The following is a 25469-nucleotide window of genomic DNA, read 5'->3' on the forward strand; positions in this document are numbered from 1 at the left end:
GTGACGTGACCAGCCACTGCTCGCGCACTCCCCTGAATCGGTTGGTCAAGGTTGGAAAGGATGCGTCCGTATACCCCCCGCCGCACGGACAAAAACTCCAAATTTCGGCGAGCAGACGAGCGAGCAGACGCGTAGGTCTCAGTCCGCCTGGGCTTTTGCGGGCACGAGCGCCTGCTCGCGCCTGGGAGCAAACCACAGCGGGGCGTCAACCACAGGTTGACGGAAAAGGATCGTCAACCTAGAGTTGACGGCATGACCGAGCCCGCCAAGATCGCCCACCCCGTCCGACTCGACGACCTCATCGAGGTCATCAAGAACGTGCACTCCGAGCCGCTGGATCAGCTCACCGACGCGGTGCTCGCGGCCGAATCGCTCGGCGAGATCGCCGACCACCTCATCGGCCACTTCGTCGACCAGGCGCGCCGCTCGGGCGCATCGTGGACCGACATCGGCAAGTGCATGGGCGTCACCAAGCAGGCGGCGCAGAAGCGGTTCGTGCCCAAGGTCCCCGACTTCGATTCGGGCGCGCTGGACCCGAACGCCGGCTTCGGCCGCTTCACCCCGCGCGCCCGCAACGTGATCGTCGCGGCGCAGAACAGGGCGCATAAGGCGGGCAACGTCGAGATCACCCCCGACCATCTGCTGCTGGCGCTGTTCGACAACCCTGACGGGCTGGCGGTCAAGCTCCTGGCCGGGCAGGGCATCGACGCCGCCACCGTGCAGAAGGCGATCACGTTGCCGCCGCGCACCGACGGCGACACGCCGGCGCTGATCCCGTTCAACGGCCCGGCCAAGAAGGCGCTGGAATTGACCTTCCGCCAGGCTCTTCGGTTGGGCCACAACTACATCGGAACCGAGCACATCGTGCTCGCGCTGTATGAGGCCGAGGAGGAGGACGGCCCGCTGCACCGCATCGGCGTCGACCGCGACCGCTTCGAACGCGAACTGGTCGCCGCGCTGGAGCAGTTCACGAAGAGCTGATCTCACAGACGCGACGGCCGCGGCGTCTACATGATGTGAGTATGCGACCGTTCGAGAACGTGGTGGCCGAGCACGGCGCGACCGTGCTGCGCGTGTGCCGAGCGGTCGTCGGACCCGACGACGCTGAGGACGCCTGGTCGGAGACCTTCCTCTCGGCGTTGCGGGCATATCCCGACCTGCCTGCCGACGCCAACGTCGAGGCCTGGCTGGTGACGATCGCGCACCGCCGCGCCCTCGACGTCGGCCGCGCCAACAGCCGTCGCGCCGTCCCGGTCGCCTCCCCGCCCGACCGGCCCTCGTCGCGCGCCGATCCCACCGCCAGGTTTCCGGATCTGTGGGCGGCGCTGCAGCGCCTGCCCCGCAAGCAACGCATGGCGGTCGCCTACCACCACATCGCCGGCCTGCCGTTCGCCGAGATCGCCGCACTTCTCGACAACTCCCCTGACGCCGCCCGCCGCGCCGCCGCCGACGGCATCAAGACCCTCCGCAAGCTCTACCCCGAGGACGAAACCGCATGAGCACCAACCTTTTCGGCGACCTGCATGCCGACGACCAGACGCTGGGCCGTCTGCATCAACGGCTGGAGCGCGACGCCGCCGCCGACAATCTGCTCGACGTCGCTTACCACACCATCGACAGCCCGGTCGGCCCGCTGCTGCTGGCCGCGACGACCGTCGGCCTCGTCCGCGTCGCCTACCAGATCGAGGACCACGACGCGGTGCTGACGAATCTGGCGACCACGGTCAGCCCGCGGGTGCTGCGCGCGCCGGCCCGGTTGGACTTCGTCGCCCGTCAACTCGACGAGTACTTCGCCAAGCGGCGCACCAGCTTCGAGGTGCCCGTCGACCTGCGGCTGGCAGCAGGGTTCCGCCGCAACGTCATCGAACGCCTGCGCGACATCGGCTACGGCCAGCGACGCAGCTACGCCGCAGTCGCCGCGGCCGTCGGCAGCCCCCGCGCCGTGCGCGCGGTCGGCACCGCCTGCGCGCACAACCCGCTGCCCGTCGTGATCCCGTGTCACCGCGTGGTGCGCTCCGACGGGTCGACGGGCCAGTACGTCGGCGGCGCGGCCGCCAAGGCGCGGCTGCTGGCCCTGGAAGCCGCGTGAACCCACATCGGGAATGAAAACGGGCGCGCCGCGGTAGGAAAGCGCATGAAACTCAATGACGCGGCGCGGGACCTCATCGGAAACGGTGTCGACGCCACCCTGGTCACGCTCAATCCGGACGGCAGCCCGCAGGCGACCGTCGTGTGGATGGCGCTCGAATCGACGCCCGACGGCGACGAACTCGTCGCCGCCCACCTCTCCGAGTACCGCAAGACCCGCAACGTCCGCCGCGATCCGCGAGTGGCCGTGACGATCCTCGGCACCGCCAAACCGGGGCAGCAGACGCCCTACCTGGTGGTCAACGGGACGGCCCGCATCGTCGAAGGCGGCGCCCCCGAACTACTCAAGAAGCTGGCCACCAGGATGCTCGGCTCTGACGAGCATTTCCCGCCGCAGGATGCGCCGCCGGGGCTGTTGACCCGCGTCCAGATCGAGAAGGTGGGCGGCCTCGGCCCCTGGGCGTCCTGACGGACTCGCTGTCCCCGGTGTCGCGCGTGTGCCATCATGCGAGGCGACTTAGGAGGGGACATGCGCCGTTGGTTCGTGTTGCTGATGGCCGCGCTGACGATCACCGGGGGCGTGGCCGCTGCGCCGGCCACGGCGGCCGAGACCCCGATCGGCCGGCTCGGCGAAACGCTGCGGGTCGAGTTCAAGGGTGTCGTCGCCGACGTCACCGTCCACGACATCCTGCCCTCCCCCGTTCCGCCCGGGTTCGGCTATCCGCCGCGCGCGCCGCGCTATCAGGTGTTTCGGGCCAACATCACCATCCACGTCGTCGAGACGCCCGCCCCGTATGCGATCGGGATGTCGTTCGTCTTCCGGGGTGTCACGCCCACCGGCGACGCCTACGAGCCGCGCAACTCCGACGCCCCCGACGCGCTGCAGCACGCCATGATCAACATGCCGACGGGCGCCACGGCCACCGGCGGCGTGTGGTGGGACTGCTACCGCGATCTGGTGTCCAACGTCGTGCTGGTCGACAAGGTGACGGGGCTGCACCTCGGCCAGTGGAACGTATGACACACCAGGTCGCGGTTGTGGTCACGGGCGCCGTCGCCGCCGACCTTCCGGAGTTGGCCCGCGTCGCGGCGATCACCTTCCCGTTGGCGTGCCCGCCGTCGGTGACTCCGGAGAACGTGCAGGCCTTCATCGATGAGAACCTCACCGAGGCGCGATTCGCCGACTACCTCGACGATCCCGACCGGCAGGTGTTGGTCGCCCGCCATGACGAACGAATCATCGGCTACGCCTTGCTGATTCGCGGCGTGCTCGATGACGACGGCGTGCAACGTGCGGTCACCGCACGCCCCGCGGTGGAGATTTCGAAGATCTATGTGCTGCCCGACAACCACGGATCCGGTGCGGCCGCGGCGTTGATGGCCGAGGCGCTTGAGCGCGCCGGGAAGTCCGACGCCAAGTGCGTGTGGCTCGGGGTGAATCAGCACAACCAACGGGCGCAACGCTTTTACGCCAAGCACGGCTTTACCATCAGCGGCACCAAGACATTTCGGCTCGGCACCCGCATCGAGAACGACTACGTGATGGTGCGTCCGGTCTGAGCCGCGGCCGTCAACGCCAGCAGCCGTGACGTCGCCCGCAAATACTTCTTGCGGAAGCCGCCCGCCAGCATCTCGGCACTGAAAATGGTGTCCAGCTTCGTCCCCGACGCCGTCACCGGAATGCCCGCGTCGTACAGCCGGTCGGTCAGCGACACCAACCGCAGCGCGACGTTCTGATCGTCGATCGGATGCACACCGGTGATGAACACCGCCGTAACACCCTCGATCAGCGTGAGATAACGCGACGGATGCATGGTCGCCAAGTGCGCGCACAGGGCGTCGAAGTCGTCGAGGGTCGCGCCGGGCACGGCCTCGGCGCGCTCGATGACCTCGCTGTCGGTCAGCGGTTCCGGCGCCGGCGGTAGGTCGCGGTGCCGATAGTCGGGACCCTCGATCCGCACCGTCTCGAAAATGGCTGCCAGCGTGTGGATTTCACGAAGAAAGTCCTGCGCGGCGAATCTGCCCTCCCCCAGTTGCTCGGGCAGGGTGTTTGACGTCGCCGCGATCGACACCCCGCGCTCGACGAGCTGGGACAGCAGCCGCGAAATCAGCGTGGTGTTGCCGGGATCGTCCAACTCGAACTCGTCGATGCACACCACCGCGTAGTCGGCCAACAAATCGATGCACTCGACGAAACCGAAAACACCGGCCAGTTGCGTGAGCTCGCCGAACGTCGCGAACGCCGCAGGCGCGGGCGAGTCGGCCGAGATCTTGTAGTAGCTCGACGCCAACAAATGCGTCTTGCCGACGCCGAACCCGCCGTCGAGGTAGAGCCCAACACCCGGCAGCGTCTCGCGCTTGCCGAACAGCTTCTTCTTGCCCGCGCGCCGCGTCACCACCTCGTCGCAGAACCGCAGACACGACTGCACCGCTTGGGCCTGCGTCGGCTCGGCCGGATCGGGCTCATAGCTGGAGAAGCTGACGTCGGCGAACGTCGGCGGCGGGTGCAGCTGCGAGATCAGCCGTTCAGGGCTGACGTCGGGGTGGCGGTCCACGAGTCGGCCCACATGCATGCACGAACTCTATCGACGTGCTCCAATCGATCCCATGCCCGACGACGCCGCTGGGACCCAATTCACGGTCCTCGAGCCCGTCGACACCTCCGACTCCCTCGACGAGTCCGGGCTGGCGGACCTCTACGCCTATCCCGACGGCCTGCAGTCCTGCTGGGTGCGCGGCAACATGATCGCCAGCCTCGACGGCGGCGCTACCGCCGACGGCAGGTCGGGCGGGCTGGCGGGCCCCGGCGACCGCGCGGTGTTCACCGTTATGCGGCAACTGGCCGACGTCGTCCTCGTCGGCGCGGGCACCGTGCGCGCCGAGAACTACTCCGGCGCCCAGTTCAGCCCCGCGCAGCGGCAAGCGCGGCAGCGCCGCGGCCAGGCCGAGGTGCCGCCCATCGCGGTCGTCACCAACCGTGGCGTGCTCGACCACGACGCCAAGCTCTTCACCCGGACCGAGGTGCCGCCGCTGATCCTCACCTGTGCCGACGCGGTCGCCGACGCCAGCGGCAGGCTCGGGTCGGTCGCCGAGGTGATCGACGCGTCAGGGCCGCGTCCCGACCGTGTCGACCCCGCTACCGCGCTGAAGATCCTGGCCGAGCGTGAACTGTTCCGGGTACTCACCGAGGGCGGCCCGCAGCTTCTCGGCGTGCTGATCGCCGACGGTCTGCTCGACGAGTTGTGCCTGACCATCGCCCCGCTGCTCGTCGGCGGCGAGGCCACCCGCATCGTCACCGGGACCGGCCAGGTGCGCACCGGCATGCGCCGCAGCCACCTGCTCACCGACGACGCCGGCTACCTGTACAGCCGCTACGTGCGGGGCCGCTGACCAGTCCATCGATGCGGTGATCGGTACGGTGGTTGCCATGCATCGGCGTCGCCTGGTCCGTGCCCTGAGCACCTCGACCGTCGTCGTGTCGGCGTTGCTGGCCGGTTGCGCACCCCTGCTGGCCGCCAATCCGCGGTATGCCACCGACTCCGGGGCACGCCCCCAGGGGCAGCCGGCCCCCGAGCCGAAGGCCGACGGCCCGCCCGCGGTCGAGTCGCCCAAGAACGACCTTTCCTGGCGCAACTGCACTTCGCAGATCTTCAGCGAGTCCGCGGTTGATCCGTTGCCCGGCGTCATTCTCGACTGCGCCAGCTATGACGCTGACCTCGACCCGATCGCGGGCGCCACCGGGTCGGTCAGTATCGGTGTGGTGCGGGCCCGCTCGGTGCAGACACCCGAGAACGCCGGCCCGCTGGTGATGACGACCGGCTCGGACCTGCCGACCTCGGTGCAGCTGCCGGTGTGGTTGTCGCGCGCGGGCGCCGACGTGCTCAAGAGCAATCCGATCGTGGCGATCGACCGCCGCGGCATGGGCATGTCGAGCCCCATCGACTGCCGCGACATGTTCGATCGCCAGGAGATGCTGGAGCAGGCGCAGTTCCAGTCGGGCGACGATCCCGTCGCCAACCTCAGCGCCATCACCCAGACGGCGACCACGAACTGCACCGACACCATCGCCCCCGGCGACTCGGCCTACGACAACGCGCACGCGGCCGAGGACATCGAACGGCTGCGCGACCTGTGGGACGTCCCTGCACTTGCGCTGCTGGGCATCGGCAACGGCGCCCAGGTCGCGCTCGCCTACGCGGGTTCACATCCCGACAAGGTGGCGCGGCTGGTGCTCGACTCGCCGCTGCCGGTGGGCATCGGCGCCGAGGCCGCCACCGAACAGCGCGTCAAAGGTGAGCAGGCCGCGCTGGACGCCTTCGCCGCACAATGCGCGGCCTCCGACTGCCCGCTGGGGCCCGACCCCAAGGCGGCCGTCGACGCGCTGCTCGCCGACGCACGCGCAGGCAACGGACCCGGCGGAGCGTCGGTGGCCACCGTCGCCGACGCGATCACCACCGCGCTGGCCTACCCGCGCGGTGACCGCACCGCCGCCACCAACAGCCTCGCCTCGGCGCTGGCGGCCGCCCGCTCGGGCGACGTGAACCAGCTCAACAACCTGATCAACCAGGCCGACACGCTGCGCCAGACCGACGGTCAGTTCGTCAACACGTGCAGCGATGCGCTCAACCGGCCCACTCCCGACCGAGTCCGTGAACTCGTCGTCGCCTGGCCGAAGGTGTATCCGCAGTTCGGCGCTGTCGGCGCGCTGAGCATGGTCCAGTGCCTGAACTGGCCGTCCGGATCGGCGCCGAAAGAGCCGCAGGACCTGAAGATCCCGGTGCTGCTGATGGGCGTGCAGAACGACCCGATCGTCGGCAACGAGGGCGTCTCACAGGTCGCTGCGACGATCATCAACGCCGGCACGTCCAGCAAGCGGGTGATCTGGCAGGGCATCGGCCACGGCGCCAGCATCTACTCCGAGTGCGCGCTGGCGCCGATGATCGGCTACCTCGACAGCGGCAACGTGCCGGAGACCGACACTTACTGCCCCGCCTAGTTTTACCCATGATGCCTTCGGTGTACGGTGCGCTGGTGGCGGCACCAGAGACCATCCGTACCGGCCTGCTGAACCTGTTCCGTCCGCGCACCTCACCGCCCGGTGTGGCAACGGTGCTGCGGTCGATTCTGTGGCCCCTGGCGATCCTGTTCATCATCCACCGCAGCTACGTCCTGGCCACCAACGGCTACATCACCGACGACTACGGCCCGGTCTACCGCGCCGTGATCAACCTGAAGATGGGCTGGGACATCTACAACGAACACCTCAACTACGTCGACCCGCACTACCTGTACCCGCCGGGCGGCACACTGTTGATGGCGCCGTTCGGCTACCTGCCGGTGGACGCGTCGCGGTACTGGTTCATCACGTTCAACACCATCGCGATCGTGATCGGCGCCTACCTGCTGGTGCGGCTGTTCAACTACACGTTCACCTCGGTGGCCTTCCCCGCGTTGCTGGTCGCGATGTTCTGCACCGAAAGCGTGATCAACACACTGGTTTTCGGCAACATCAACGGCTGCGTGTTCCTGGCCGAGATGCTGTTCCTCCGGTGGCTGCTGGACGGCAGGACCAGCCACCAGTGGTGGGCCGGGGCGGCGATCGGGCTGTCGCTGGTGGTCAAACCCGTGCTGGGTCCGCTGCTGTTGCTGCCGCTGCTCAACCGGCAGTGGCGCGCCCTGGTCACCGCCGCGGCGGTGCCGCTGTTCTTCAACGCCGCAGCGGTTTTCAGCCCGATCGAGCGGTTCCGTGTGAAAGACCCGATGGGCTTCGTCACCAATACGCTGCCCTACATCTTCTCGATCCGCGACTACTTCAACAGCTCGATCCAGGGCAACGGCGTGTACTACGGGCTGCCGATGTGGCTGATCTGGTCGCTGCGCATCCTATTCGCCGCGCTCGCGGTGGTCAGCCTGTGGCTGCTGTACAAGTACTACCGCAAGCGCGACCCGCTGTTCTGGATGGCGACGTCGTCGGGTGTACTGCTGATCGCATCGTTTTTGGTGCTGTCGCTGGGCCAGGGCTACTACTCGATGATGCTGTTCCCGTTCCTGATGACGGTCGTGCTGCGCAACTCGGTGATCCGCAACTGGCCGGCCTGGGTGGCGGTCTACGGCTTCATGAGCGCCGACAAATGGCTGCTGGGCCACTGGCCGACGACGGGGCGCGCGCTGGAGTACCTGCGGGTGACCTACGGCTGGTCGCTGATGCTGATCGTGGTGTTCTGCGTGCTGTACTTCCGCTACCTGGACGCCAAAGCCGAGGGCAGGCTCGACAAGGGCATCGACCCGCCGTGGATGGCGGAACCCGACGCGAAGCCCGCACTCGAGGGGCAGGCCCGGCGACCCGAGGCGCTGGACGCCGTCGAACCCAAATCGGTTCCGTCGCGCTAGCGGCCGCTGCCGTCCTGCGGCCAGGTAAGCCTTACTCGCATGGTGATGGCCGGGCCAAAAAGCGCGATCGCAGCGGCCGCCATTGGCCTGACAAGCGCGATTCCTGCTGCGGCGGAACCAAATGTGCTGCCCGTTGACGGACAGTGGGAGATCGTCCAAAGCAACGGCTTCAGGGTCTTTCTGAATCTTCACCAGGACGGCGGCAACATCACCGGCACCGCGAGGACGTCATCGGCGTCGTCGAACAACGTGACAGGCACGGTCGATGACCACTCCATCCACCTCAGAATCCCGGAGGATCGATCGGCAATTACGGCGGCGAACTGACGCCCAACGAATTCTCGCTACCAGGCAACTACCTCAGCGGCAACACCTGCGACGAGGCGCACCCGGGCAGTTGCGCCACTTGGTATAGCGAAAAGAAATCGTTCTAGCGCTCGCGGATTCGACGGTCACACACCGATCACCGCCTCTCCGCACGGCTCGTCGCGGCCCGACTGCGCTAGCGTGGAGGCATGACCTCTCCACGGCCCAGAGTCGAACTCACCGACGACGAGTGGCGGCAGAAGCTGACGCCCGAGGAGTACGCGGTGCTGCGCCAGGCGGGCACCGAGCGTCCGTTCACCGGCGAGTACACCGACACCAAAACCGAAGGCGTGTACCAGTGTCGTGCCTGCGGCAACGAGCTGTTCCGCAGCACCGAGAAGTTCGAATCTCATTGCGGCTGGCCGTCCTTTTTCGACCCGGCGGACTCCGACGCGGTGATCCTGCGGACCGACAATTCGTTGGGCATGACCCGCGTCGAGGTGTTGTGCGCCAACTGCCACAGCCATCTCGGCCACGTGTTCGAAGGCGAGGGCTACCCGACCCCGACCGACAAGCGCTACTGCATCAACTCGATCTCGCTACGGCTGGTGCCTGCAGAGGCTTAGCGTCGAGCTGCAACCCCAGCCGCGATGCGCGGTTGGTCCGGCCGGAGGCGAGCATGTTCATCATCGCCGCGGCGCTGACCGGCGGGCTGTAGTAGAAGCCCTGCACCACCTCGCAGCCGAATTCGCGTAGCCGCTCGGCGGTTTCGACGTTCTCCACCCCTTCGGCCACGGTGGTGACGCCGAGCACGTGCGCGAGATCGACGACGCCGCGCACCACCGCCGCCGCGCGCGCGTCGGCGCGGATCGGCGCGATGAAATGGCGGTCGAGTTTCACCTCGTCGATGGCCAGCTCGCGCAGATACCGCAGCGCCGAGTAGCCGCTGCCAAAGTCGTCGATCGCGATCCGAATTCCCCTCTGCCGCAACCTCTCCAGCACCGAGCGGGTGCGGTCGATGTTGTCCAGCAGGAAGTCCTCGGTGATCTCGATCGTCAAATCTTCCGGGCTGAGGTTGCGCGCCGCCAACTCGGAGGCGATATGGGTGGGCAGATCCAGATCGCCGAGCGAAGGCGCGAAGACGTTCACCGCGATCGGCACGCCGATGCCTATCGAGTGCCACTCGGCCGCGTCGTCGAGAGCCTGGGTCAGCACGATGTCGGTCACCGCCCGCATCAGCCCGCGCTTGCGAACCAACGGCAGGAAGTGGGACGGCCCGAGCATGCCGCGCTTGGGATGCGGCCACCGCACCAGCGCCTCGACGCCGACGACGTCACCGGTGCGCAGGTCGAACTTGGGCTGGTAGTACACCGTCAGGTCACCGTGGTCGACCGCGTGCCGCAGTTCGCCGAGCAGACGCACCGCGGCGCCGCGTTCGCTCTTCTCGCTGGAATCGGTCGGCAGTTCGAACTCGTGCGGGTCGGCCAACGCCATGTCCGGCGTATAGGTGTGCAGGCCACCGGATTTCGAGCGCTTTGCCGAATACATCGCGACATCGGCCTGCTTGAGCAGCATGTCGGCCGACAGGTCCGGATTGGCGGCCGACGCCACCGCGAGCCCGACGCTGGGCCGCATCAGCAGCTGCTGGCCGTCGATGACGAAAGGCTCCTCGAACGCGGCGACCACGCGGTGGGCGACCAGGCGGCAGAGCTCGGGCAGCCCTTCCATCAGTACGGCGAACTCGTCGCCGCCGACCCGCGCCACGGTGTCGGAGGTGCGCACGCATCCCAGCAGCCGCTCGGCGGCCTGGACCAGCAGCGCGTCCCCCGCGGGATGCCCGAGGCTGTCGTTGACCAGCTTGAAGTCATCGAGGTCCATGGACAGCACCGCGACCGACTGGTTGTCGTTCTCGTGCACCTGCACCGCGTGCATCAGCCGGTCGTTGAACAGGTCGCGGTTGGCCAGGCCGGTCAGCGTGTCGCGCATCGCCTGGTCGGCGACCATCTTCAGCAGCTGCTGGTTCTGCCGCACCACGACGAACTGGCGGGCCATCACGGCACCCATCAACAGCGCCGATGACAGGAAGATCGGCCCCAGTCCCGGCGTCGGCAGGTACGTCGGGATGCACACCAGAGCGGCAATGGTGATCGGAATGTAGGGCATCCACGTCGTCAACGGCGACGGCAACGGCGGCACCACGACTTCGGTCTGCGGCGCCGAGCGGCTGATCAGCGCGGCCACGCTGAACGTGAGAAATGCTGCGGCCCAACCGATGTCGGACAGGTAACCGCTGCGGTAGATGCCGTGCGCGGTGAGGTAGACGAAGGCGGTGTCCGAGACCGCCATCATCAGCACCCCGGCGGTCAGCAGGGCCAGCGTCTGACGCCGCCCGGTGCGGGCCCGGGTCAGCACCAGCAGCGCGACGGTGATGATCGCGATGTCGGCCAGCGGGTAGGTCAGCGACAGGGCCAGTTCGACAACGTCGGTGCCGCCCATGTTGTACACGGGCCGCAGCACGAACACCCAGCAGATCTCGAACAGCGCGCCGGCGACGATGACGCCGTCGAGCACGAAGCGGGTCCGGGAGTGCCGCGAGTAGCCGGCCGGGAAGAGCACCATCGCCAAGCCCGCGCCGATCGGGAAGAGCAGGTAGCCGAGATCGGCCAGCGAGGGGAACGGCGGTTGGTCGTGGACCCGCGAGTACACGATCCAGAGCACTTCGCCGACGGCCCAGCCGGCCAACCCGACCGCCAGACAGATCCATGCCCGACGCTGTCGGTCCCTGGCCGTCCAGGCGGCCAGCGCGCTACACGCGCAGGCGAACAGCGCCAAGGTGAGCAAGCCGAATTCGGCGACCGCGCTCGAGGTGGGGTAGCCGCCCCACTGTTGCATCAGGCTGAGCGCGAACAGTGCGCCGACCGCGACAGCGCCAACCCCCATCCACGCCGCTTTGGTCACCGCCCCACGCTAGCAACAAATCGGCGCTCACGAAACCGTTAACAGCAAACAAGCGAATCGTTTGCCGCCATGTCGGCCGGTCACCTTTTTCGCAGCGATATCGCGGTGACAGCCTTCCCGGCCCGTTGCCGCAATTGACGCAGGTGTTGAACTCGGCGACCGTCGTGTATCGCCAGCAAACACAGGGGCCTCAGGGGAGCTTGTTGACGAGCTCCTCCACACCGACCCGCGGACCGGTGAAGAACGGGGTCTCCAACCGCACATGCCGCCGGGCGTCGGTGGCGCGCAAATCCCGCATGAGGTCGACGATGCGGTGCAGTTCGGGCGCCTCGAACGCCAGCACCCATTCGTAATCGCCGAGCGCGAACGCGGGCACGGTGTTGGCCCGCACGTCCTTGTAACCGCGCGCGGCCATCCCGTGTTCGGCCAGCATGCGGCGGCGTTCGTCGTCGGGCAGCAGATACCACTCCAGCGACCGCACGAACGGATAGACGCAGATGTAGGCGCCGGGTTCCTCGCCTGCCAGAAACGCCGGGATATGGCTCTTGTTGAACTCGGCGGGCCGGTGCAGCGCAACCGTGCTCCACACCGGGGTGCAGGCCCGGCCCAGGGTGGTGGTGCGGCGGAAATCCGAATAGGTGGCCTGCAACGCCTCGACCCGTTCGGCGTGGGTCCAGATCATGAAGTCGGCGTCGGCGCGCATCCCCGCGACGTCGTAGAGGCCGCGGACCACGACGCCGTTGTCCTCCTGCTGCTTGAGGAACGTCGCCGTCTCGTCGATGACGGCTTCCCGCTGGTCGCCGAGCTCCCCCTGCCGGACGGAGAACACCGAAAACATCAGGTAGCGAAGGGTCTCGTTGAGAGCGTCGTAATCGAGGCGGGCCATGGTTCTATCGTGCCACGCGCGGCCTGGCCAGCGTCGCCGCCGCCCGTGTGGCCGTGGCCACGCACGCGGGCACGCCGATACCGTCCAGGAAGGCGCCCGCCACCGCCAGCGTCGGCGGCAGGCCGGCCCGCATTTCGGCCACCAGATCGCCGTGTCCCGGCCCGTACTGCGGCATCGCGTCGATCCAGCGCTGCACCCGGCAGTCGAACGGCTCGTTGGTGACCCCGAAGACGGTGGCCAGGTCGTCGGCGGCCCACGCCAGCAGGTCGTCGTCGCCGACCCGGTGGGCGATGTCGTCGCCGAAACGGCCGTAGGACAACCGCACCAGCTCGACGTTGCCGCGCGGCCCCCACTTGCGCGACGACAGCGTGATCGCCTTGGCGTTCAACCGTTCCGAGGTGGCCACCAACACACCGGAGCGGTTCGGCAGCGGGGTGCCGCCGGGCAGCGCGAGCGCCACCAACGCCGATGAGGCGACCGGGATCCGCCGCGCCGCGGCGGCGGTGCGCGGTGCGACGCCCGCCACGATCCGCGCCAGGCAGGGCGCCGGAACGGCCAACAACACTCCGTCGGCGGGCCACTGGTTGCCCTCGTCGTCGACGACCAGCCAGCCTCCCCCGTCGTCCCGCCGCTCGACGCTTTCGACCGCGACCTGCGCCCAGCGGAATCCGGCCCGCTCGACGAGTTCGTCGACCAGCACCGCGTAGCCGCCGTCGATCGCGCCGAAAACCGAACCCGGTCGCGGCGGCGGCAGCGCCGCGCGGGCCGCCTCTGTCAGGTTCGGCGCGCCCCGGTCCAGCGCCGCGGCCAGCATCGGGGCGGCCGCCCGCAACCCGATCGTGGTGGCCGAACCGGCGTACACGCCTGCCAGCATCGGGTCGACGGACCGGCTCACCACCTGCTCGCCGAACCGGTCACCGACCAGCTGGGCGACCGCCGGGTCCGCGCCGGGCCGCCAGCTCAGCGGCCGGGTGGGCTCCTCGCGCAGTCGGGCGACCGTGGCCTCGTCGACGAGGCCCGCCACCGTCGACGGATCGGTCGGTATGCCATTGACGGTGTCGCGCGGCAACTCGTGCAGCCGGCCCTGGCTGTAGATCAGCGGCCGCGCGCCGGTGGTGCCGATCTGCCTGTCGGCCAGGCCGAGCTCGGTCAGAAGCGCGGGCACCTCGGGGCGTCGCGCGACGAAGGCCTCGGCGCCCAGGTCCATCGGCTGTCCCCCGACCAGCTCGGTGCGCAGCACCCCGCCGAGGCGGTCGGCCGGGTCGAAGACCGTGATGTCGGCGTCGTCGCCCAGCGTGACGCGCAACCGGTACGCGGCGACTAGACCCGAAATGCCGCCGCCGACAACGCAATACGCCGGCTTTTCCGCTCCTCGCGTGCGCGGCGTCTTCTCCGCTCCTCGCGTGCGCGGCGCAGTCACAGCGAGTGCACCAACGCCACGACTTCGGTGATGACGCCCGGATCGGTCGCGGGCAGCACACCGTGACCCAGATTGAAGATATGGCCCGCGGCGCCCGCGTCGACGGCGCGGCGTCCGTCCTCGACGACCGCGCGCGCTGCGCGCTTTGCGACCGCCATGCCCGCCAGCAGCACCACAGGGTCGAGGTTGCCCTGCAAAGCGGTGCCCGGCACCACGCGGGCGGCGGCGTCGGTCAGCGAGGTGCGCCAGTCCACGCCGACGACCGGGCTGGCGGCGGAGCTGACCGCCTCCGACATCGCGCCGAGCAGCTCGGCGGTGCCCACGCCGAAGTGCGTCATCGGCACGCCGGTGTCGGCCAACGCCTGAAACACCCGTGTGCTGTGCGGCTGCACGTAGGTGCGGTAGTCGGCCAGCGACAACGTGCCTGCCCACGAGTCGAACATCTGGATCGCGTCCACCCCGGCGTCGAGCTGGACCCGCAGGAACGCGGTGGTGATGTCGGCCAGCGCCGACATCAACGCGTGCCAGGTGTCGGGTTCGCCCAGCATCATCGCCTTGGTGCGCTCGTGGTGGCGGCTCGGACCGCCTTCGACGAGGTAGGACGCCAGCGTGAACGGGGCACCGGCGAATCCGATCAGCGGCACCTCGCCCAATTCGTGCACCAGCATCGTGACCGCGTCGGCGACCGGCGCGACCTGTTCTGCCGCAAGCGGTTTCAGCGCAGCGACGTCAGTGGCGTTGCGCACAGGATGCTCGATCACGGGTCCGACGTCGGGCACGATGTCGAGCTCGATACCGGATGCGCGCAGCGGCACCACGATGTCGGAGAACAAGATCGCGGCGTCGACTCCGTGCCTGCGGACCGGCTGCAGGGTGATCTCGGTGATCAGCTCGGCGTCGAAGCACGCCTGCATCATGGTGTTCTCGGCGCGCAGCTCGCGGTATTCGGGCAGCGATCGGCCGGCCTGCCGCATGAACCACACCGGCACCCGGCTCGGCTTGCGGCCGCCAGCGGCCGCCAGGTAGGGCGACTCCGGCAGCTCACGACGGTTATTCATCGGCATCAATGCTGCCATGGCGCCCGGTTTACTGGCCGTTTGACGTCCGCAGACACTCGATACGGCGCGCCTGCGCACATACCCGGCCAGATGGTCTACCGTCAAGCCGGTGACCACCGCCGAACCGGCGCAGTTCCGGGAAGCGGTCGCGGCGATGAACGCTGCCACCGTTCGACCGGAAATCGAACTCGGCCCGATCCGGCCGCCGCAGCGGCTGGCGCCGTTCAGCTATGCCCTTGGTGCCGAGGTGCGCCATCCCGAATCCCCCATCGTTCCCGAGCAGTCCGAGGGCGACGCCTTCGGGCGGCTGATCCTGCTGCACGACCCCGACGGCGCCGAGGCATGGGACGGCACCATGCGCCTCGTCGCCTACATCCAGGCCGACCTGGACTCCAGCGAGGCGGTCGACCCGCTGCTGCCCGAGGTGGCCTGGAGCTGGCTGGTCGACGCGCTGGAAGAGCACACCCAGGACGTGACGGCGCTGGGCGGCACCGTCACCGCCACCACATCGGTGCGCTACGGCGACATCTCCGGCCCACCACGTGCGCACCAGCTCGAACTGCGCGCATCATGGACGGCGACGACACTGGAGCTGGGCCCCCACGTGGCCGCGTTCTGTAAGGTGCTGGAGCACGCCGCAGGCCTGCCACCAGCAGGGGTGACCAGCCTGGGGTCGCGCACCCGAGCTTGAGAATGATCGACGCCGACTCCGGCGGGGCCGAGCCAGCAGAGGCCCCAGAAACCGCAGTCACCCCGTTGCTGGCGCCTGCCGACGGGGTGCCTTCGCTGTCGGTAACCGAAGCCGACATCGAAGCCGCCGCCGACCGGCTGGCCTCCGGACGCGGCCCGTTTGCGGTGGATGCCGAGCGGGCGTCGGGCTTCCGCTACTCCAACCGCGCGTATCTGGTGCAGATCCGGCGCCAGGGCGCGGGCACCGTGCTGATCGATCCGGTCAACCACGGCGGCGACCCGCGGCAGACGCTGGCGCCGATCGCCGAAGTACTGGCCACCGACGAGTGGGTGCTGCATGCCGCCGACCAGGACCTGCCCTGCCTGGCCGACGTCGGGATCACCCCGACGAAGATCTACGACACCGAACTCGCCGGCCGGCTGGCCGGCTATGACCGGGTCAACCTGGCGACGATGGTCGAACGGCTGCTGGGGCTGGGGCTGAAGAAGGGCCACGGCGCGGCCGACTGGTCCAAGCGGCCGCTGCCGCAGGAGTGGCTGAATTACGCCGCACTCGACGTCGAGGTGCTGCTGGACCTGCGCGACGCCGTCGCCGCCGTACTCGACGAGCAGGGCAAGACTCAGTGGGCGGCACAGGAATTCGACTACCTGTGCTCCTACGTGGCCGCGCCGACGCGACGCGACCGGTGGCGCCGGACGTCGGGCATTCACAAGATCCGCGACCGCCGCGCGATGGCCGCCGTTCGCGAACTGTGGACGGCCCGCGACCAGATCGCCCGCAGGCGCGACATCGCGCCGGGACGCATCCTGCCGGACTCGGCGATCATCAACGCCGCGATCGCCGACCCCAAGACCGTCGAGGAACTGACCGCGTTGCCGATCTTCGGCGGGTCGCGGCAGCGCCGCTCCGCCCAGGTGTGGCTGGACGCGCTGGCCCGTGCCCGCAGCGGCGCCAACCCGCCCGAGGTCTCCGAACCGTCCAACGGTCCCCCGCCCGCGTCGCGGTGGGCCAAACGCAAACCGGAGGCCGCCGCCCGTCTCGAGGCCGCTCGCGCCGGGCTGGCCGAACTGGCCGAACGGGTGAAGGTGCCCACCGAGAACCTGATCACCCCCGAGGTGGTGCGCCGGCTGTGCTGGGACTGGGAACCGGTCGACGACGCTGCCGCCGCGGTCGACGCGTTCCTGCGCGACGCGCAGGCCCGGCCGTGGCAGCGCGAACTCGTCGTGCCTGTCCTCGCTGACGCGCTCGACAAATCCGGTCACCCCGCCACCGACTGACCTCGCGCTGGCCTAGGGTCGAGTGATGGGATTGCTTCTCGGGCCCGCGCTGCGGCACGTCTCGGACACCACTGCGCTGGTGTGGGTGCAAACCGAATCCCCCTGCACCGTCGAGATTCTCGGCTGCTCAGCGCGGACCTTCGAGGTGCAGGGCTATCACTTCGCGCTCGTCGAGGTGACCGGCCTGACGCCTGACAGCGTGACCGAGTACCAGGTCGAAATCGACGGGCGGGTGGAGTGGCCGATCGCCGACGAGCAGTTCGCCGCGTTCCCGCCGAGCGTCATCCGCACCCGCGGACCGGAGAGCGCGCACCGGCTGCGGGTGATCTTCGGGTCGTGCCGATATCCGAAAACCGAAGACAAGAAGCTCGAGGCGAAACTCAAGCGCGACGCGTTGGACTGCTACGCGGCGCGGATGGCGCGCCGCCCGATCGACGAGTGGCCCGACGCGGTGATCATGCTCGGCGATCAGCTGTACGCCGATGAACTGCCGCCCGGCGAGGTGCAACGGGTGGCTGGGCGCAGAAAGCGCAGCCGACACGGCAGCCGGCCACCCGACGAAGTGGTCACTTTCGCCGAATACGAACGCCTGTACCGGCATTCGTGGGGCGACCCGGAAATCCGGTGGCTGATGTCCACGGTGCCCACGGCGATGATCTTCGACGACCACGACATCCGCGACGACTGGAACACCTCGAGGCCGTGGCGGCTGCAGATGGCGCAGGTGCCGTGGTGGAAGGACCGGATCCGCGCCGGGCTGGCGTCCTACTGGGTGTATCAGCATCTGGGCAACCTGAGCCCCGCCGAGCTTGCCGACAACGAGGACTATCGGCGGCTGCGCAGCTGCGAAGGTGACACCTGGCCGCTTCTGGCCGAGCTGGCCGACCAGGCCGACCGCGAGGTCGACTGCAACAAGGGCATCCGGTTCAGCTACCGCTGGGACCTCGGCCGCACCCGGCTGATCATGATCGACTCCCGCAACGGCCGGATCCTGGAATCCGGTGAGCGAATGATGATCGGCGAGAAGGAGTTCGGCTGGGTGGAGGCCAACGCCGAAGACCACCCGGAGTCGTATGACCACCTGCTGCTGGCGTCGTCGGTGCCGTGGCTGATGCCACCGGCCATCGGCGACCTGGAGACGCTCAACGAACGGGCAGCCGACCGCCCCGGCCGACGCGGCAGGATCGCCGAAAAGCTGCGTCAAGCAGGCGATTTCGAGCATTGGCCGGCGTTCTTCAAGTCATTCGTGCGGCTGGGCGAGATGATCACGCGCATCGCCAACCATCCCGAGGGCCCCGCCACGATCAGCGTGCTGTCCGGCGACGTCCACCACAGCTACGCTGCTCGCGCCGAGCTCGAGGACGTGTCGCCGACGGGTACGGCCGTGTATCAGCTGGTGTGCTCGCCGGTGCACAACTATGTGCCGGTATTCGTCAAACCGGCGTTCATGCTGGGCTGGGCCAAACCCGCGGCCGCCGTCACGCACTGGTGGGTGCGCCGTCGCGGACTTCCGTCGCCGCCGATGAGGTGGAGCAACGTCTGCGGCCCGCTGTTCGGCAATACGATCGCGACACTGGAGATCGACGGCCGATCGGCCAAGGTGCTCTTCGAGCAGCCGCGCACATCGACGACTTTGCAGGAGGCAGCGAGGGTTTCGCTGACCTGAACCGCCGCGCGCGTGTGCGTAATCGGACGCCGCTGCGGCGTGTCGCGTACGACAGCGCACAATCGGGCGATGCGGCGATGCTAGTCGAGCTGGTTGCTGACCTCGGCCTCGGACACCGCGCTACCGAGTGCGGCCACCCAGCCGGTGATCTGGCGAGCGACGTGCTGGTCGGTCAGCCCGACCGCGGCGAGCACCTCACCGCGGGACGCGTGCGCATGGAACTCCTGCGGCAGACCGACGTCGCGACACGGCACGTCGATCTCCGCACGGCGCAGCGCGGCCGAAACCGCTGAGCCCACGCCCCCGCGAACGCCGTTGTCCTCCAACGTGACCACGAGTTTGTGCGCCTTGGCCAGCGCGCCGATCCCCTCGGGCACCGGCAGCACCCAGCGCGGGTCGATGACCGTCACGCCGATGCCCTGGTTGCGCAGCCGCTCGGCGACCGACTTCGCCATCGCCGCGAACGGTCCGACCGCCACCAACAGCACGTCCTCGGACAGTCCCTCGGCAGGTACGGTGAGCACGTCGATGCCGTCGCGCCGCTCGATCGCCGGAATGTCTTCGCCGACATCACCTTTCGGAAAACGCAGCGCGGTCGGGCCGTCGGTGGTCTCCAGCGCCTCGCCGAGCTCCTCGTAGAGCCGGACGCCGTCGCGCGGTGCGGCCACCCGCATGCCGGGCACGATGTTGAGCATCGACAGGTCCCACATGCCGTTGTGGCTGGCGCCGTCGGGGCCGGTGACTCCGGACCGGTCCAACACCAATGTGACCGGCAGCTTGTGCAGCGCGACGTCCATCATGATCTGGTCGAACGCGCGGTTGAGGAACGTCGAATAGATCGCCACCACCGGGTGCAGGCCGCCCATCGCCAGGCCGGCGGCCGACGTCATCGCGTGCTGTTCGGCGATGCCGACGTCGAACAGCCGGTCGGGGAACTTCTTGCCGAACGCGGTCAGCCCGGTCGGCCCCGACATCGCCGCGGTGATGGCCACGATGTCGCGCCGTTTGCTGGCGTACTTGATCAGCGCCTCGGAGAACGTCGAGGTCCAGCCCGGGCCCGCGACCTTGGTGGCCTGACCGGTCTGCGGATCGATGACCCCGGTGGAGTGCATCTGGTCGGCCTCGTCGTTCTCGGCGGGCGCATACCCCATCCCCTTGCGGGTGACGACGTGCACGATCACCGGCGCGTTGAAGCCGCGGGCGTGGCGCAGCGCCGCCTCGACCGCGTGTTCGTCGTGGCCGTCGATCGGGCCGACGTATTTCAGGCCCAGGTCGGTGAACATCACCTGCGGGGCCAGCGCATCCTTCAGTCCCGCCTTGACGCTGTGCATGCACTGGTAGCACAGCTCGCCGATGACCGGCATCGAGCGCACCGCGGTGCGGCCCTTGTCCAGCAGCTTCTCGTAGCCCGGCTGCAGCCGCAGCGCGGCCAGGTGATCGGCGAACCCGCCGATGGTCGGCGCATAGCTGCGGCCGTTGTCGTTGACGACGATCACCACCGGCCGCGAGGCTGCGGCGATGTTGTTCAGCGCCTCCCAGCACATGCCGCCGGTCAGTGCGCCGTCGCCGACGACGGCGACGACGTGGCGGTTGCGGTGCCCGGTCAGCTCGAACGCCTTGGCCAGCCCGTCGGCATAGGACAACGCCGAGCTGGCGTGGCTGGACTCCACCCAGTCATGGTCGCTCTCGGCGCGCGACGGATACCCCGAAAGGCCGTCCTTCTTGCGCAGCGTGTCGAAGTCCTGGCAGCGACCGGTCAGCATCTTGTGCACGTAGGCCTGGTGGCCGGTGTCGAAGATGATCGGGTCGTGCGGGGAGTCGAAGACCCGGTGCAGCGCCAGCGTCAGCTCGACCACGCCGAGGTTGGGGCCGAGATGGCCCCCGGTGGCAGCGACCTTGTGAATCAGGAACTGGCGGATCTCGTCGGCAAGATCGCTTAGCTGCGACTGAGTCAGGTGCTGCAGATCGGCGGGACCGCGGATCTGTTCAAGCATTCCGTCAGTGTACGCAGGGCGGTACCCCTCAGTCTCACCGAGCGACATAGATGTCGGGCACACCGTCATGATCGGCGTCCCGCCTCTCGAGAGCGTGAATGCGCCGGTAGGCGGCGTTTCGGCTGCGCAGGACCACCGCGGCCAGCAGAGCGGCGAAAACTGATGCACACAGCACCCCGATCTTGACATCGGCGCCGGCGGTGGAGCCGTGGCCGAAAGCCAATTCCCCGATCAGCAACGACACGGTGAAACCGATGCCTGCCAGCAGCGCCACGCCTGCCACATCGCGCCACGCCAGGTCATCATCGAGGGTGGCCCGGGTGAACTTGGCCAGCAGGAAGGCGGTGCCGAACACGCCGAGGGGTTTGCCGATGACGAGCCCGGCGATCACCCCGACGGTGATCGGGTGCAGGATCGATGCGCCGAGGCCCTCCCAGCCGCCGACCGTCACGCCGGCGGCGAAGAACGCGAACACCGGCACCGCGAAACCCGCCGACAGGGGGCGGGTGGTGTGTTCGAACCACTCGGCGGTGGGCCGGCCGTGGCGTCCGAGCACCGGAACCGTGAAGCCCAGCACCACACCCGCGACTGTGGCGTGCACGCCGCTGGCATGCACCAGCGCCCACGCGCTGACCGCCAACGGGACCAGCAGCCACCACGGATGGATGCCGCGCTGCACCGCCAGGGCGAACAAGCCGATCGGGATCAACGCAAGGGCCAGCGGGCCGAATGCGAGATCGTCGGTGAAGAACACGGCGATGACGGTGATCGCCAGCAGATCGTCGACGACGGCGAGGGTCAACAGGAAGGTGCGCAGCGCCGTCGGCAGGTGCGTCGACAGCACGGCCAGCACCGCCAGCGCGAAGGCGATGTCCGTAGCGATCGGCACCGCCCAGCCGCTCAGATGGTCGGGTTCGCCGGTGGCAACGACGATCGCGATGTAGATGGCGGCGGGTACCACCATGCCGCCGACGGCGGCCGCGATGGGCAGCGCCGCGCGTGCAGGGTCTCGCAGATCGCCGGCGACGAACTCGCGCTTGAGTTCGAGCCCGACCACGAAGAAGAAGATCGCCAGCAGCCCGTCGGCCGCCCATGCCGAAACGGAGAGGTGCAGGTGCAGAAACTCAGGTCCCCAGGCGAAATCGGACACCGCCCGGTAGGACTGCGACCAGGGCGAGTTGGCCCAGACGAGAGCGGCGCCTGCGGCCGCGAGCAGAAGCACACCGCCGACGGTCTCCTTGCGGAGAACCTCGGCGAAGCGCTGCGTCTCCGGCCAGGAGCCGCGCGCAAGCAAGCGTGAAGGGGCAGACATCGAGTAATCCCGAAATAGGAGGGGTGGCCACCGTGCCATCTCATCGAGATAGGTTGCGGGGCTTACTAATACGACTGAATACGGCGGCTACGGATGATGGGCGCGCAAAACGGCGAACCAGGGGTCAGAAGAGGGATTCACGATGTGCTCCAAGGTCGGTCGGTCAGGACATTGCCGACCAGACTTCCCGGCGCACCGGCATCCAACCTACCAGGTGAACCCCATCCTCGGCTACAGCAACCTGGCCCCGCGGCGGGGTTGACGCGATTCACTCGCTCGCAGAACGGCTTTCGTCACGCCGGGCAACACCGTATGGTGCTGACATGCACGCAGAGCAATTCGCCGAGGAATTCCCTGTGGTCACCGCCGACTCGAACGCCCTGGAGGCGGCCCGCACAATGGCCGAGCACCGGCTGCCGGGAATCGTCGTGACCGATGCGTCCGGACAGCCCTATGCGGTGCTTCCCGCCTCGCAGGTGGTGCGGTTCATCGTGCCCACGTATGTCCAGGATGATCCCTCGCTGGCAGGGGTGATCGACGAGTCGTGGGCCGACAAGGCCGCCGAGCGCCTGGCGAACAAGTCGGTGCGCGACGTGCTGCCCGAGCATCTTGAAGACATCCCGTTCGCCAACGCCGACGACACGATCATCGAAGTGGCGGCGTTGATGGCCCGGCTGCGAAGTCCGCTCATCGCCGTCGTCAAGGACGGCAAACTGCTCGGAATGATCACTGCGTCGCGCCTTTTGAGCGCTGCTGTGAAACGCTGACCGGTATGGCCATATTCGCGATATCCGTATTCGTTGTCGCGTATGCGCTGATTGCCAGCGATCGCATCAACAAAACCTTTGTCGCGCTGATCGGTGCCGGATTGGTGCTTGCCGTCGGCATTCTCGACGCCCAGGACGCGTTTTACCATCACGAAACCGGGATCGACTGGAATGTCATCTTCCTGCTGTTCGGGATGATGATCATCGTCGGCGTCCTGCGCCAGACGGGCGTCTTCGAGTACGTGGCGATCTGGGCTGCCAAGCGCGCCAACGGTTCACCGCTGCGCATCATGATCCTGTTGATACTCGTCACCGCGTTCGCGTCGGCCCTGCTGGACAACGTCACGACGATCCTGCTCATCGCGCCGGTCACGCTGCTGGTGTGCGATCGGCTTGAGATCAACCCGATCCCCTTTCTGATCGCCGAGGTGCTCGCCTCCAACATCGGCGGCGCTTCGACCCTTGTCGGTGACCCGCCGAACATCATCATCGCGAGCCGCGCGAACCTGACGTTCAACGACTTCCTCGCTCACATGACGCCGATCGTGCTGATCATCATCGCGGTTTTCATCGCGTTGGTGCCGTTCATCTTTCGCGGGTCATTCCACGTCGATCCGGAGCGGGTGGCCGACGTGATGTCGCTCAACGAGCGCGAGGCTATCCGCGACCGGTCGCTGCTCATCAAGAGCTGCATCGTCCTGGTCCTGGTGTTCGCCGCGTTCATTCTCCACTCGGTCCTGCACATTGAGCCGTCGATCGTCGCGCTGCTAGGCGCCGGCGTCCTGGTCGTGATATCCCGACTCGACCGCGACGACTATCTGGCCAGCGTCGAGTGGGAGACCCTGCTGTTCTTCGCCGGGTTGTTCATCATGGTCGGCGCGCTGGTGAAGACCGGCGTCGTCGAGGCGCTGGCCCGGTCCGCCATCGAATTGACCCAGGGCAACGGCCTGCTGACGGCGATGCTGATCCTCGGCGTGTCTGCGCCGGTGTCTGGGATCATCGACAACATCCCGTTCACCGCGACGATGACGCCGATCGTGGCCGAGTTGTCGGCCTCGATCACCGACCTCTCCCACCCCGATGTGCTCTGGTGGGCTCTTGCGCTCGGCGCTGACCTCGGCGGCAATCTCACCGCCGTCGGCGCCAGCGCGAACGTCGTGATGCTCGGCATCGCCCGCCGCGCAGGCCATCCCATCTCGTTCTGGGAGTTCACCCGCAAGGGTGCGCTGATCACGGTTGTGTCAATTGTGCTGTCCGCGTTGTACTTGTGGTTGCGTTACTTCGTGTGGGGCTGAGCCGTCACGCCTTCTTGGCGATGAAACGACGGAACAGCGGCCAGCCGATGAGCACGTTATAGGCGAGTCCGACGAGCAGGTACGGCCACCACGTGCCGTGGGCGCTGGCGACCCAGAACGCCTTGGCGACCGAATACAGCGGTAGCACACCGAAACTCAGATTCCACGCCGAGTCGATGAACCAACCCAGGCATGGCAGACCGGCGATCAGCATGCCAAGCGCGCGCAGCATGGCGATGCCCTGGATCTTGTTGTTCGCCGCCACGACGATCAACAGCATCGTGACGACCGCGGAGCAGCCGGCGAGTAGGCCGATCGGGACGAGGGCAGGCACGACACCGGGTTCGAGTATTCCGCTGAACCACAAGGTCGCCACAATGTACGCCGTCGTCACCACCACAACGGTGCCTGCACGGTATGCGAAGAAGGTGGACATCGGCGCGGGGGTGACCCGCAGCGCGGTGAGCGTGCCTGCGTCGAGCTCGTCGAGCACGAGGAAAGCGGCCACTCCCCCGGCGATGATGATGCTCGTCAGCAGAAGGAATCCGGTCAGAACGAGCGGATAGTACGGAACCAGATCAAAGTTTGTAGCGCCTGGCCAGCATGTCCGTGACCAATGGCGTCACAATGCGCACGCTAGCGGTCCAGATCACGGGGGCGAGGACGATCATGATGAGCAGCGGATCGCGAAACGTTGCGCGTAAGTCGTTTCGGCCGAAGGCCTTCAGCGCTCTGGTACTTGTCGACACACCGATCACGCCCCTGACCGGGCCACGACGAAGCGGTCGAACGCCGCCTTTGCCACCCACCACAACGCCCCCGCGCAGACAACCGGATAGATCACCGCGTACGTCACCTGCCATGGCGCGAGGGCCACCTGATCGAAGGCCTCACCCATGAGCATCAGCGGACCCAGCGTCGGGATGACGTACAGCGCGGGCTGCGGCCACACGTCCGAGAAGTGAAGCACCGGCGGACCCGACATCACCACCAACCACACGGTCGACGAGATGAACCAGTCACTGACCGAGGTGAACGGCATCGATGTGATGAATCCGACCAGCAGCATGACGAGTGTGCCGAGCAGCACCCCGACGATCAGCGGAAGCGGACGATAGGCAATGCCATGCGCCACCGAAACCACGATCAGCGCGACGAAGAGGGACAGCGCCGACAGCACAACAAGTTTCGCGGCCAGATACTCCGAGAACCGCAGTGGCGTCGAGATGATCGCGCCGAGTGTGCGTTCCTGCTTCTCGAAGAACACCGAGCCGCCGATGAAGAAGATTCTCAATGACGTTGTCAAGCGGCCGCAGCAGTAGTTGTGGGCTGGTAGACGGCGTGGTCGCGGAGCATTGCCC

24 protein-coding genes and 1 pseudogene are annotated in these 25469 nt (G+C 67.9%); 16 read left to right on the forward strand and 9 right to left on the reverse strand.

From position 1 onward, the window contains the following. The first annotated feature begins 252 nt into the window (after window positions 1-252). Genes CQY20_RS22685 through CQY20_RS22710 form a run of 6 tightly spaced genes read left to right on the forward strand, consistent with a single transcriptional unit; the run spans window position 253 to window position 3648 of the window. Complete coding sequence (locus CQY20_RS22685) at window positions 253-981, forward strand: Clp protease N-terminal domain-containing protein (protein ID WP_097942334.1); 729 nt, start codon at window positions 253-255, stop codon at window positions 979-981. Window positions 982-1022: 41 nt separating this feature from the next. Next, the gene (locus CQY20_RS22690; RefSeq protein WP_097942335.1) at window positions 1023-1499 is read left to right on the forward strand and encodes an RNA polymerase sigma factor; all 477 of its coding nucleotides are present in this window, start codon (window positions 1023-1025) and stop codon (window positions 1497-1499) included. After that, on the forward strand, window positions 1496-2089 hold the full coding sequence (locus CQY20_RS22695; RefSeq protein WP_097942336.1) for a methylated-DNA--[protein]-cysteine S-methyltransferase: 594 nt from the start codon (window positions 1496-1498) through the stop codon (window positions 2087-2089). The genes CQY20_RS22690 and CQY20_RS22695 overlap by 4 nt, the downstream gene beginning before the upstream one ends. 45 nt (window positions 2090-2134) lie before the next feature. Further along, window positions 2135-2557, forward strand: coding sequence for a PPOX class F420-dependent oxidoreductase (locus tag CQY20_RS22700; protein WP_097942337.1), 423 nt, complete (start codon window positions 2135-2137; stop codon window positions 2555-2557). Window positions 2558-2617: 60 nt separating this feature from the next. Beyond that, on the forward strand, window positions 2618-3109 hold the full coding sequence (locus tag CQY20_RS22705; RefSeq protein WP_097942338.1) for a hypothetical protein: 492 nt from the start codon (window positions 2618-2620) through the stop codon (window positions 3107-3109). Continuing rightward, on the forward strand, window positions 3106-3648 hold the full coding sequence (locus tag CQY20_RS22710) for a GNAT family N-acetyltransferase (protein ID WP_097942354.1): 543 nt from the start codon (window positions 3106-3108) through the stop codon (window positions 3646-3648). Before CQY20_RS22705 ends, CQY20_RS22710 begins: the two co-directional genes overlap by 4 nt. Here CQY20_RS22710 and zapE read toward each other — a convergent pair. Then, window positions 3624-4661 (reverse strand): cell division protein ZapE, encoded by a 1038-nt coding sequence (zapE, locus tag CQY20_RS22715; RefSeq protein WP_097942339.1) that lies wholly within the window; start codon window positions 4659-4661, stop codon window positions 3624-3626. The two genes, CQY20_RS22710 and zapE, sit on opposite strands and share 25 nt — an antisense overlap. Window positions 4662-4695: 34 nt before the next feature. Here zapE and CQY20_RS22720 point away from each other — a divergent pair, with 34 nt between their 5' ends. The 5 genes from CQY20_RS22720 (at window position 4696) to msrB (ending at window position 9410) form a co-directional block, all read left to right on the forward strand. Continuing rightward, complete coding sequence (locus CQY20_RS22720; protein ID WP_097942340.1) at window positions 4696-5478, forward strand: pyrimidine reductase family protein; 783 nt, start codon at window positions 4696-4698, stop codon at window positions 5476-5478. Window positions 5479-5515: 37 nt separating this feature from the next. After that, the gene (locus tag CQY20_RS22725) at window positions 5516-7084 is read left to right on the forward strand and encodes an alpha/beta fold hydrolase (RefSeq protein ID WP_097942355.1); all 1569 of its coding nucleotides are present in this window, start codon (window positions 5516-5518) and stop codon (window positions 7082-7084) included. A 20-nt stretch (window positions 7085-7104) separates the two neighbouring features. Further along, a complete protein-coding gene (aftC, locus tag CQY20_RS22730; protein WP_163701293.1) occupies window positions 7105-8478 on the forward strand; it encodes an arabinofuranan 3-O-arabinosyltransferase in 1374 nt (457 codons plus the stop codon). 39 nt (window positions 8479-8517) lie between these two features. Continuing rightward, entirely contained in the window at window positions 8518-8805 is a 288-nt protein-coding gene (locus CQY20_RS34550) for a hypothetical protein (protein ID WP_133119114.1), read from the forward strand. A gap of 188 nt (window positions 8806-8993) precedes the next feature. Then, window positions 8994-9410 carry a peptide-methionine (R)-S-oxide reductase MsrB gene (gene msrB / locus CQY20_RS22735; protein WP_097942341.1) on the forward strand — a complete coding sequence of 139 codons (417 nt, stop codon included), beginning with the start codon at window positions 8994-8996 and terminating at the stop codon, window positions 9408-9410. Here the strand turns inward: msrB and CQY20_RS22740 are convergent. The 4 genes from CQY20_RS22740 to hemE form a co-directional block, all read right to left on the reverse strand. Further along, the gene (locus CQY20_RS22740) at window positions 9370-11742 is read right to left on the reverse strand and encodes a putative bifunctional diguanylate cyclase/phosphodiesterase (RefSeq protein WP_133119115.1); all 2373 of its coding nucleotides are present in this window, start codon (window positions 11740-11742) and stop codon (window positions 9370-9372) included. The genes msrB and CQY20_RS22740 overlap by 41 nt on opposite strands. 190 nt (window positions 11743-11932) lie before the next feature. After that, window positions 11933-12628: a hydrogen peroxide-dependent heme synthase gene (gene hemQ, locus CQY20_RS22745; protein ID WP_097942343.1), complete on the reverse strand. Its 696-nt coding sequence runs from the start codon at window positions 12626-12628 to the stop codon at window positions 11933-11935. A 4-nt stretch (window positions 12629-12632) separates the two neighbouring features. Then, entirely contained in the window at window positions 12633-14048 is a 1416-nt protein-coding gene (locus CQY20_RS22750; protein WP_097942344.1) for a protoporphyrinogen oxidase, read from the reverse strand. After that, window positions 14045-15106 carry a uroporphyrinogen decarboxylase gene (gene hemE / locus CQY20_RS22755; protein ID WP_097942357.1) on the reverse strand — a complete coding sequence of 354 codons (1062 nt, stop codon included), beginning with the start codon at window positions 15104-15106 and terminating at the stop codon, window positions 14045-14047. The genes CQY20_RS22750 and hemE overlap by 4 nt, the downstream gene beginning before the upstream one ends. A gap of 70 nt (window positions 15107-15176) precedes the next feature. Here hemE and CQY20_RS22760 point away from each other — a divergent pair, with 70 nt between their 5' ends. Genes CQY20_RS22760 through CQY20_RS22770 form a run of 3 tightly spaced genes read left to right on the forward strand, consistent with a single transcriptional unit; the run spans window position 15177 to window position 18740 of the window. Next, complete coding sequence (locus CQY20_RS22760; RefSeq protein ID WP_371871085.1) at window positions 15177-15797, forward strand: DUF3000 domain-containing protein; 621 nt, start codon at window positions 15177-15179, stop codon at window positions 15795-15797. A gap of 2 nt (window positions 15798-15799) precedes the next feature. Beyond that, complete coding sequence (locus CQY20_RS22765; protein ID WP_097942346.1) at window positions 15800-17074, forward strand: HRDC domain-containing protein; 1275 nt, start codon at window positions 15800-15802, stop codon at window positions 17072-17074. A 25-nt stretch (window positions 17075-17099) separates the two neighbouring features. Next, a complete protein-coding gene (locus CQY20_RS22770; protein ID WP_097942347.1) occupies window positions 17100-18740 on the forward strand; it encodes an alkaline phosphatase D family protein in 1641 nt (546 codons plus the stop codon). Window positions 18741-18820: 80 nt separating this feature from the next. Here CQY20_RS22770 and dxs read toward each other — a convergent pair whose 3' ends face one another. Beyond that, window positions 18821-20734, reverse strand: coding sequence for a 1-deoxy-D-xylulose-5-phosphate synthase (dxs, locus tag CQY20_RS22775; RefSeq protein ID WP_097942348.1), 1914 nt, complete (start codon window positions 20732-20734; stop codon window positions 18821-18823). A gap of 34 nt (window positions 20735-20768) precedes the next feature. Beyond that, a complete protein-coding gene (gene nhaA / locus CQY20_RS22780) occupies window positions 20769-22046 on the reverse strand; it encodes a Na+/H+ antiporter NhaA (RefSeq protein WP_097942349.1) in 1278 nt (425 codons plus the stop codon). Window positions 22047-22369: 323 nt separating this feature from the next. Here nhaA and CQY20_RS22785 point away from each other — a divergent pair, with 323 nt between their 5' ends. Both CQY20_RS22785 and CQY20_RS22790 read left to right on the forward strand, forming a co-directional pair. After that, window positions 22370-22813, forward strand: a complete 444-nt coding sequence (locus CQY20_RS22785) for a CBS domain-containing protein (RefSeq protein ID WP_097942350.1) — start codon at window positions 22370-22372, stop codon at window positions 22811-22813. Between the two features lie 5 nt (window positions 22814-22818). Further along, a complete protein-coding gene (locus CQY20_RS22790; RefSeq protein ID WP_097942351.1) occupies window positions 22819-24108 on the forward strand; it encodes an ArsB/NhaD family transporter in 1290 nt (429 codons plus the stop codon). Window positions 24109-24112: 4 nt separating this feature from the next. On the opposite strand, the pseudogene CQY20_RS22795 reads toward CQY20_RS22790, so the two are convergent. Then, window positions 24113-24866 (reverse strand): annotated as a pseudogene (locus CQY20_RS22795) (ABC transporter permease). After that, a partial coding sequence (locus tag CQY20_RS22800; protein ID WP_207767315.1) for a fluoroquinolone export ABC transporter permease subunit occupies window positions 24863-25469 on the reverse strand: 607 nt, incomplete at its 5' end. The gene CQY20_RS22800 and the pseudogene CQY20_RS22795, both read right to left, overlap by 4 nt.

This window comes from Mycolicibacterium agri, assembly GCF_002553505.1.
Classification (GTDB): domain Bacteria; phylum Actinomycetota; class Actinomycetes; order Mycobacteriales; family Mycobacteriaceae; genus Mycobacterium; species Mycobacterium agri.

Coding starts and splice junctions, on each gene's coding strand:
- CQY20_RS22725 (WP_097942355.1), top strand. CDS start 5,516: ATGCATCGGCGTCGCCTGGTCCGTGCCCTGAGCACCTCGACCGTCGTC.
- CQY20_RS22685 (WP_097942334.1), top strand. CDS start 253: ATGACCGAGCCCGCCAAGATCGCCCACCCCGTCCGACTCGACGACCTC.
- hemE (WP_097942357.1), bottom strand. CDS start 15,106: ATGAATAACCGTCGTGAGCTGCCGGAGTCGCCCTACCTGGCGGCCGCT.
- CQY20_RS22700 (WP_097942337.1), top strand. CDS start 2,135: ATGAAACTCAATGACGCGGCGCGGGACCTCATCGGAAACGGTGTCGAC.
- CQY20_RS22765 (WP_097942346.1), top strand. CDS start 15,800: ATGATCGACGCCGACTCCGGCGGGGCCGAGCCAGCAGAGGCCCCAGAA.
- nhaA (WP_097942349.1), bottom strand. CDS start 22,046: ATGTCTGCCCCTTCACGCTTGCTTGCGCGCGGCTCCTGGCCGGAGACG.
- hemQ (WP_097942343.1), bottom strand. CDS start 12,628: ATGGCCCGCCTCGATTACGACGCTCTCAACGAGACCCTTCGCTACCTG.
- CQY20_RS22785 (WP_097942350.1), top strand. CDS start 22,370: ATGCACGCAGAGCAATTCGCCGAGGAATTCCCTGTGGTCACCGCCGAC.
- CQY20_RS22790 (WP_097942351.1), top strand. CDS start 22,819: ATGGCCATATTCGCGATATCCGTATTCGTTGTCGCGTATGCGCTGATT.
- CQY20_RS22705 (WP_097942338.1), top strand. CDS start 2,618: ATGCGCCGTTGGTTCGTGTTGCTGATGGCCGCGCTGACGATCACCGGG.
- CQY20_RS22710 (WP_097942354.1), top strand. CDS start 3,106: ATGACACACCAGGTCGCGGTTGTGGTCACGGGCGCCGTCGCCGCCGAC.
- dxs (WP_097942348.1), bottom strand. CDS start 20,734: ATGCTTGAACAGATCCGCGGTCCCGCCGATCTGCAGCACCTGACTCAG.
- CQY20_RS22695 (WP_097942336.1), top strand. CDS start 1,496: ATGAGCACCAACCTTTTCGGCGACCTGCATGCCGACGACCAGACGCTG.
- CQY20_RS34550 (WP_133119114.1), top strand. CDS start 8,518: ATGGTGATGGCCGGGCCAAAAAGCGCGATCGCAGCGGCCGCCATTGGC.
- CQY20_RS22720 (WP_097942340.1), top strand. CDS start 4,696: ATGCCCGACGACGCCGCTGGGACCCAATTCACGGTCCTCGAGCCCGTC.
- CQY20_RS22770 (WP_097942347.1), top strand. CDS start 17,100: ATGGGATTGCTTCTCGGGCCCGCGCTGCGGCACGTCTCGGACACCACT.
- CQY20_RS22690 (WP_097942335.1), top strand. CDS start 1,023: ATGCGACCGTTCGAGAACGTGGTGGCCGAGCACGGCGCGACCGTGCTG.
- zapE (WP_097942339.1), bottom strand. CDS start 4,661: ATGCATGTGGGCCGACTCGTGGACCGCCACCCCGACGTCAGCCCTGAA.
- msrB (WP_097942341.1), top strand. CDS start 8,994: ATGACCTCTCCACGGCCCAGAGTCGAACTCACCGACGACGAGTGGCGG.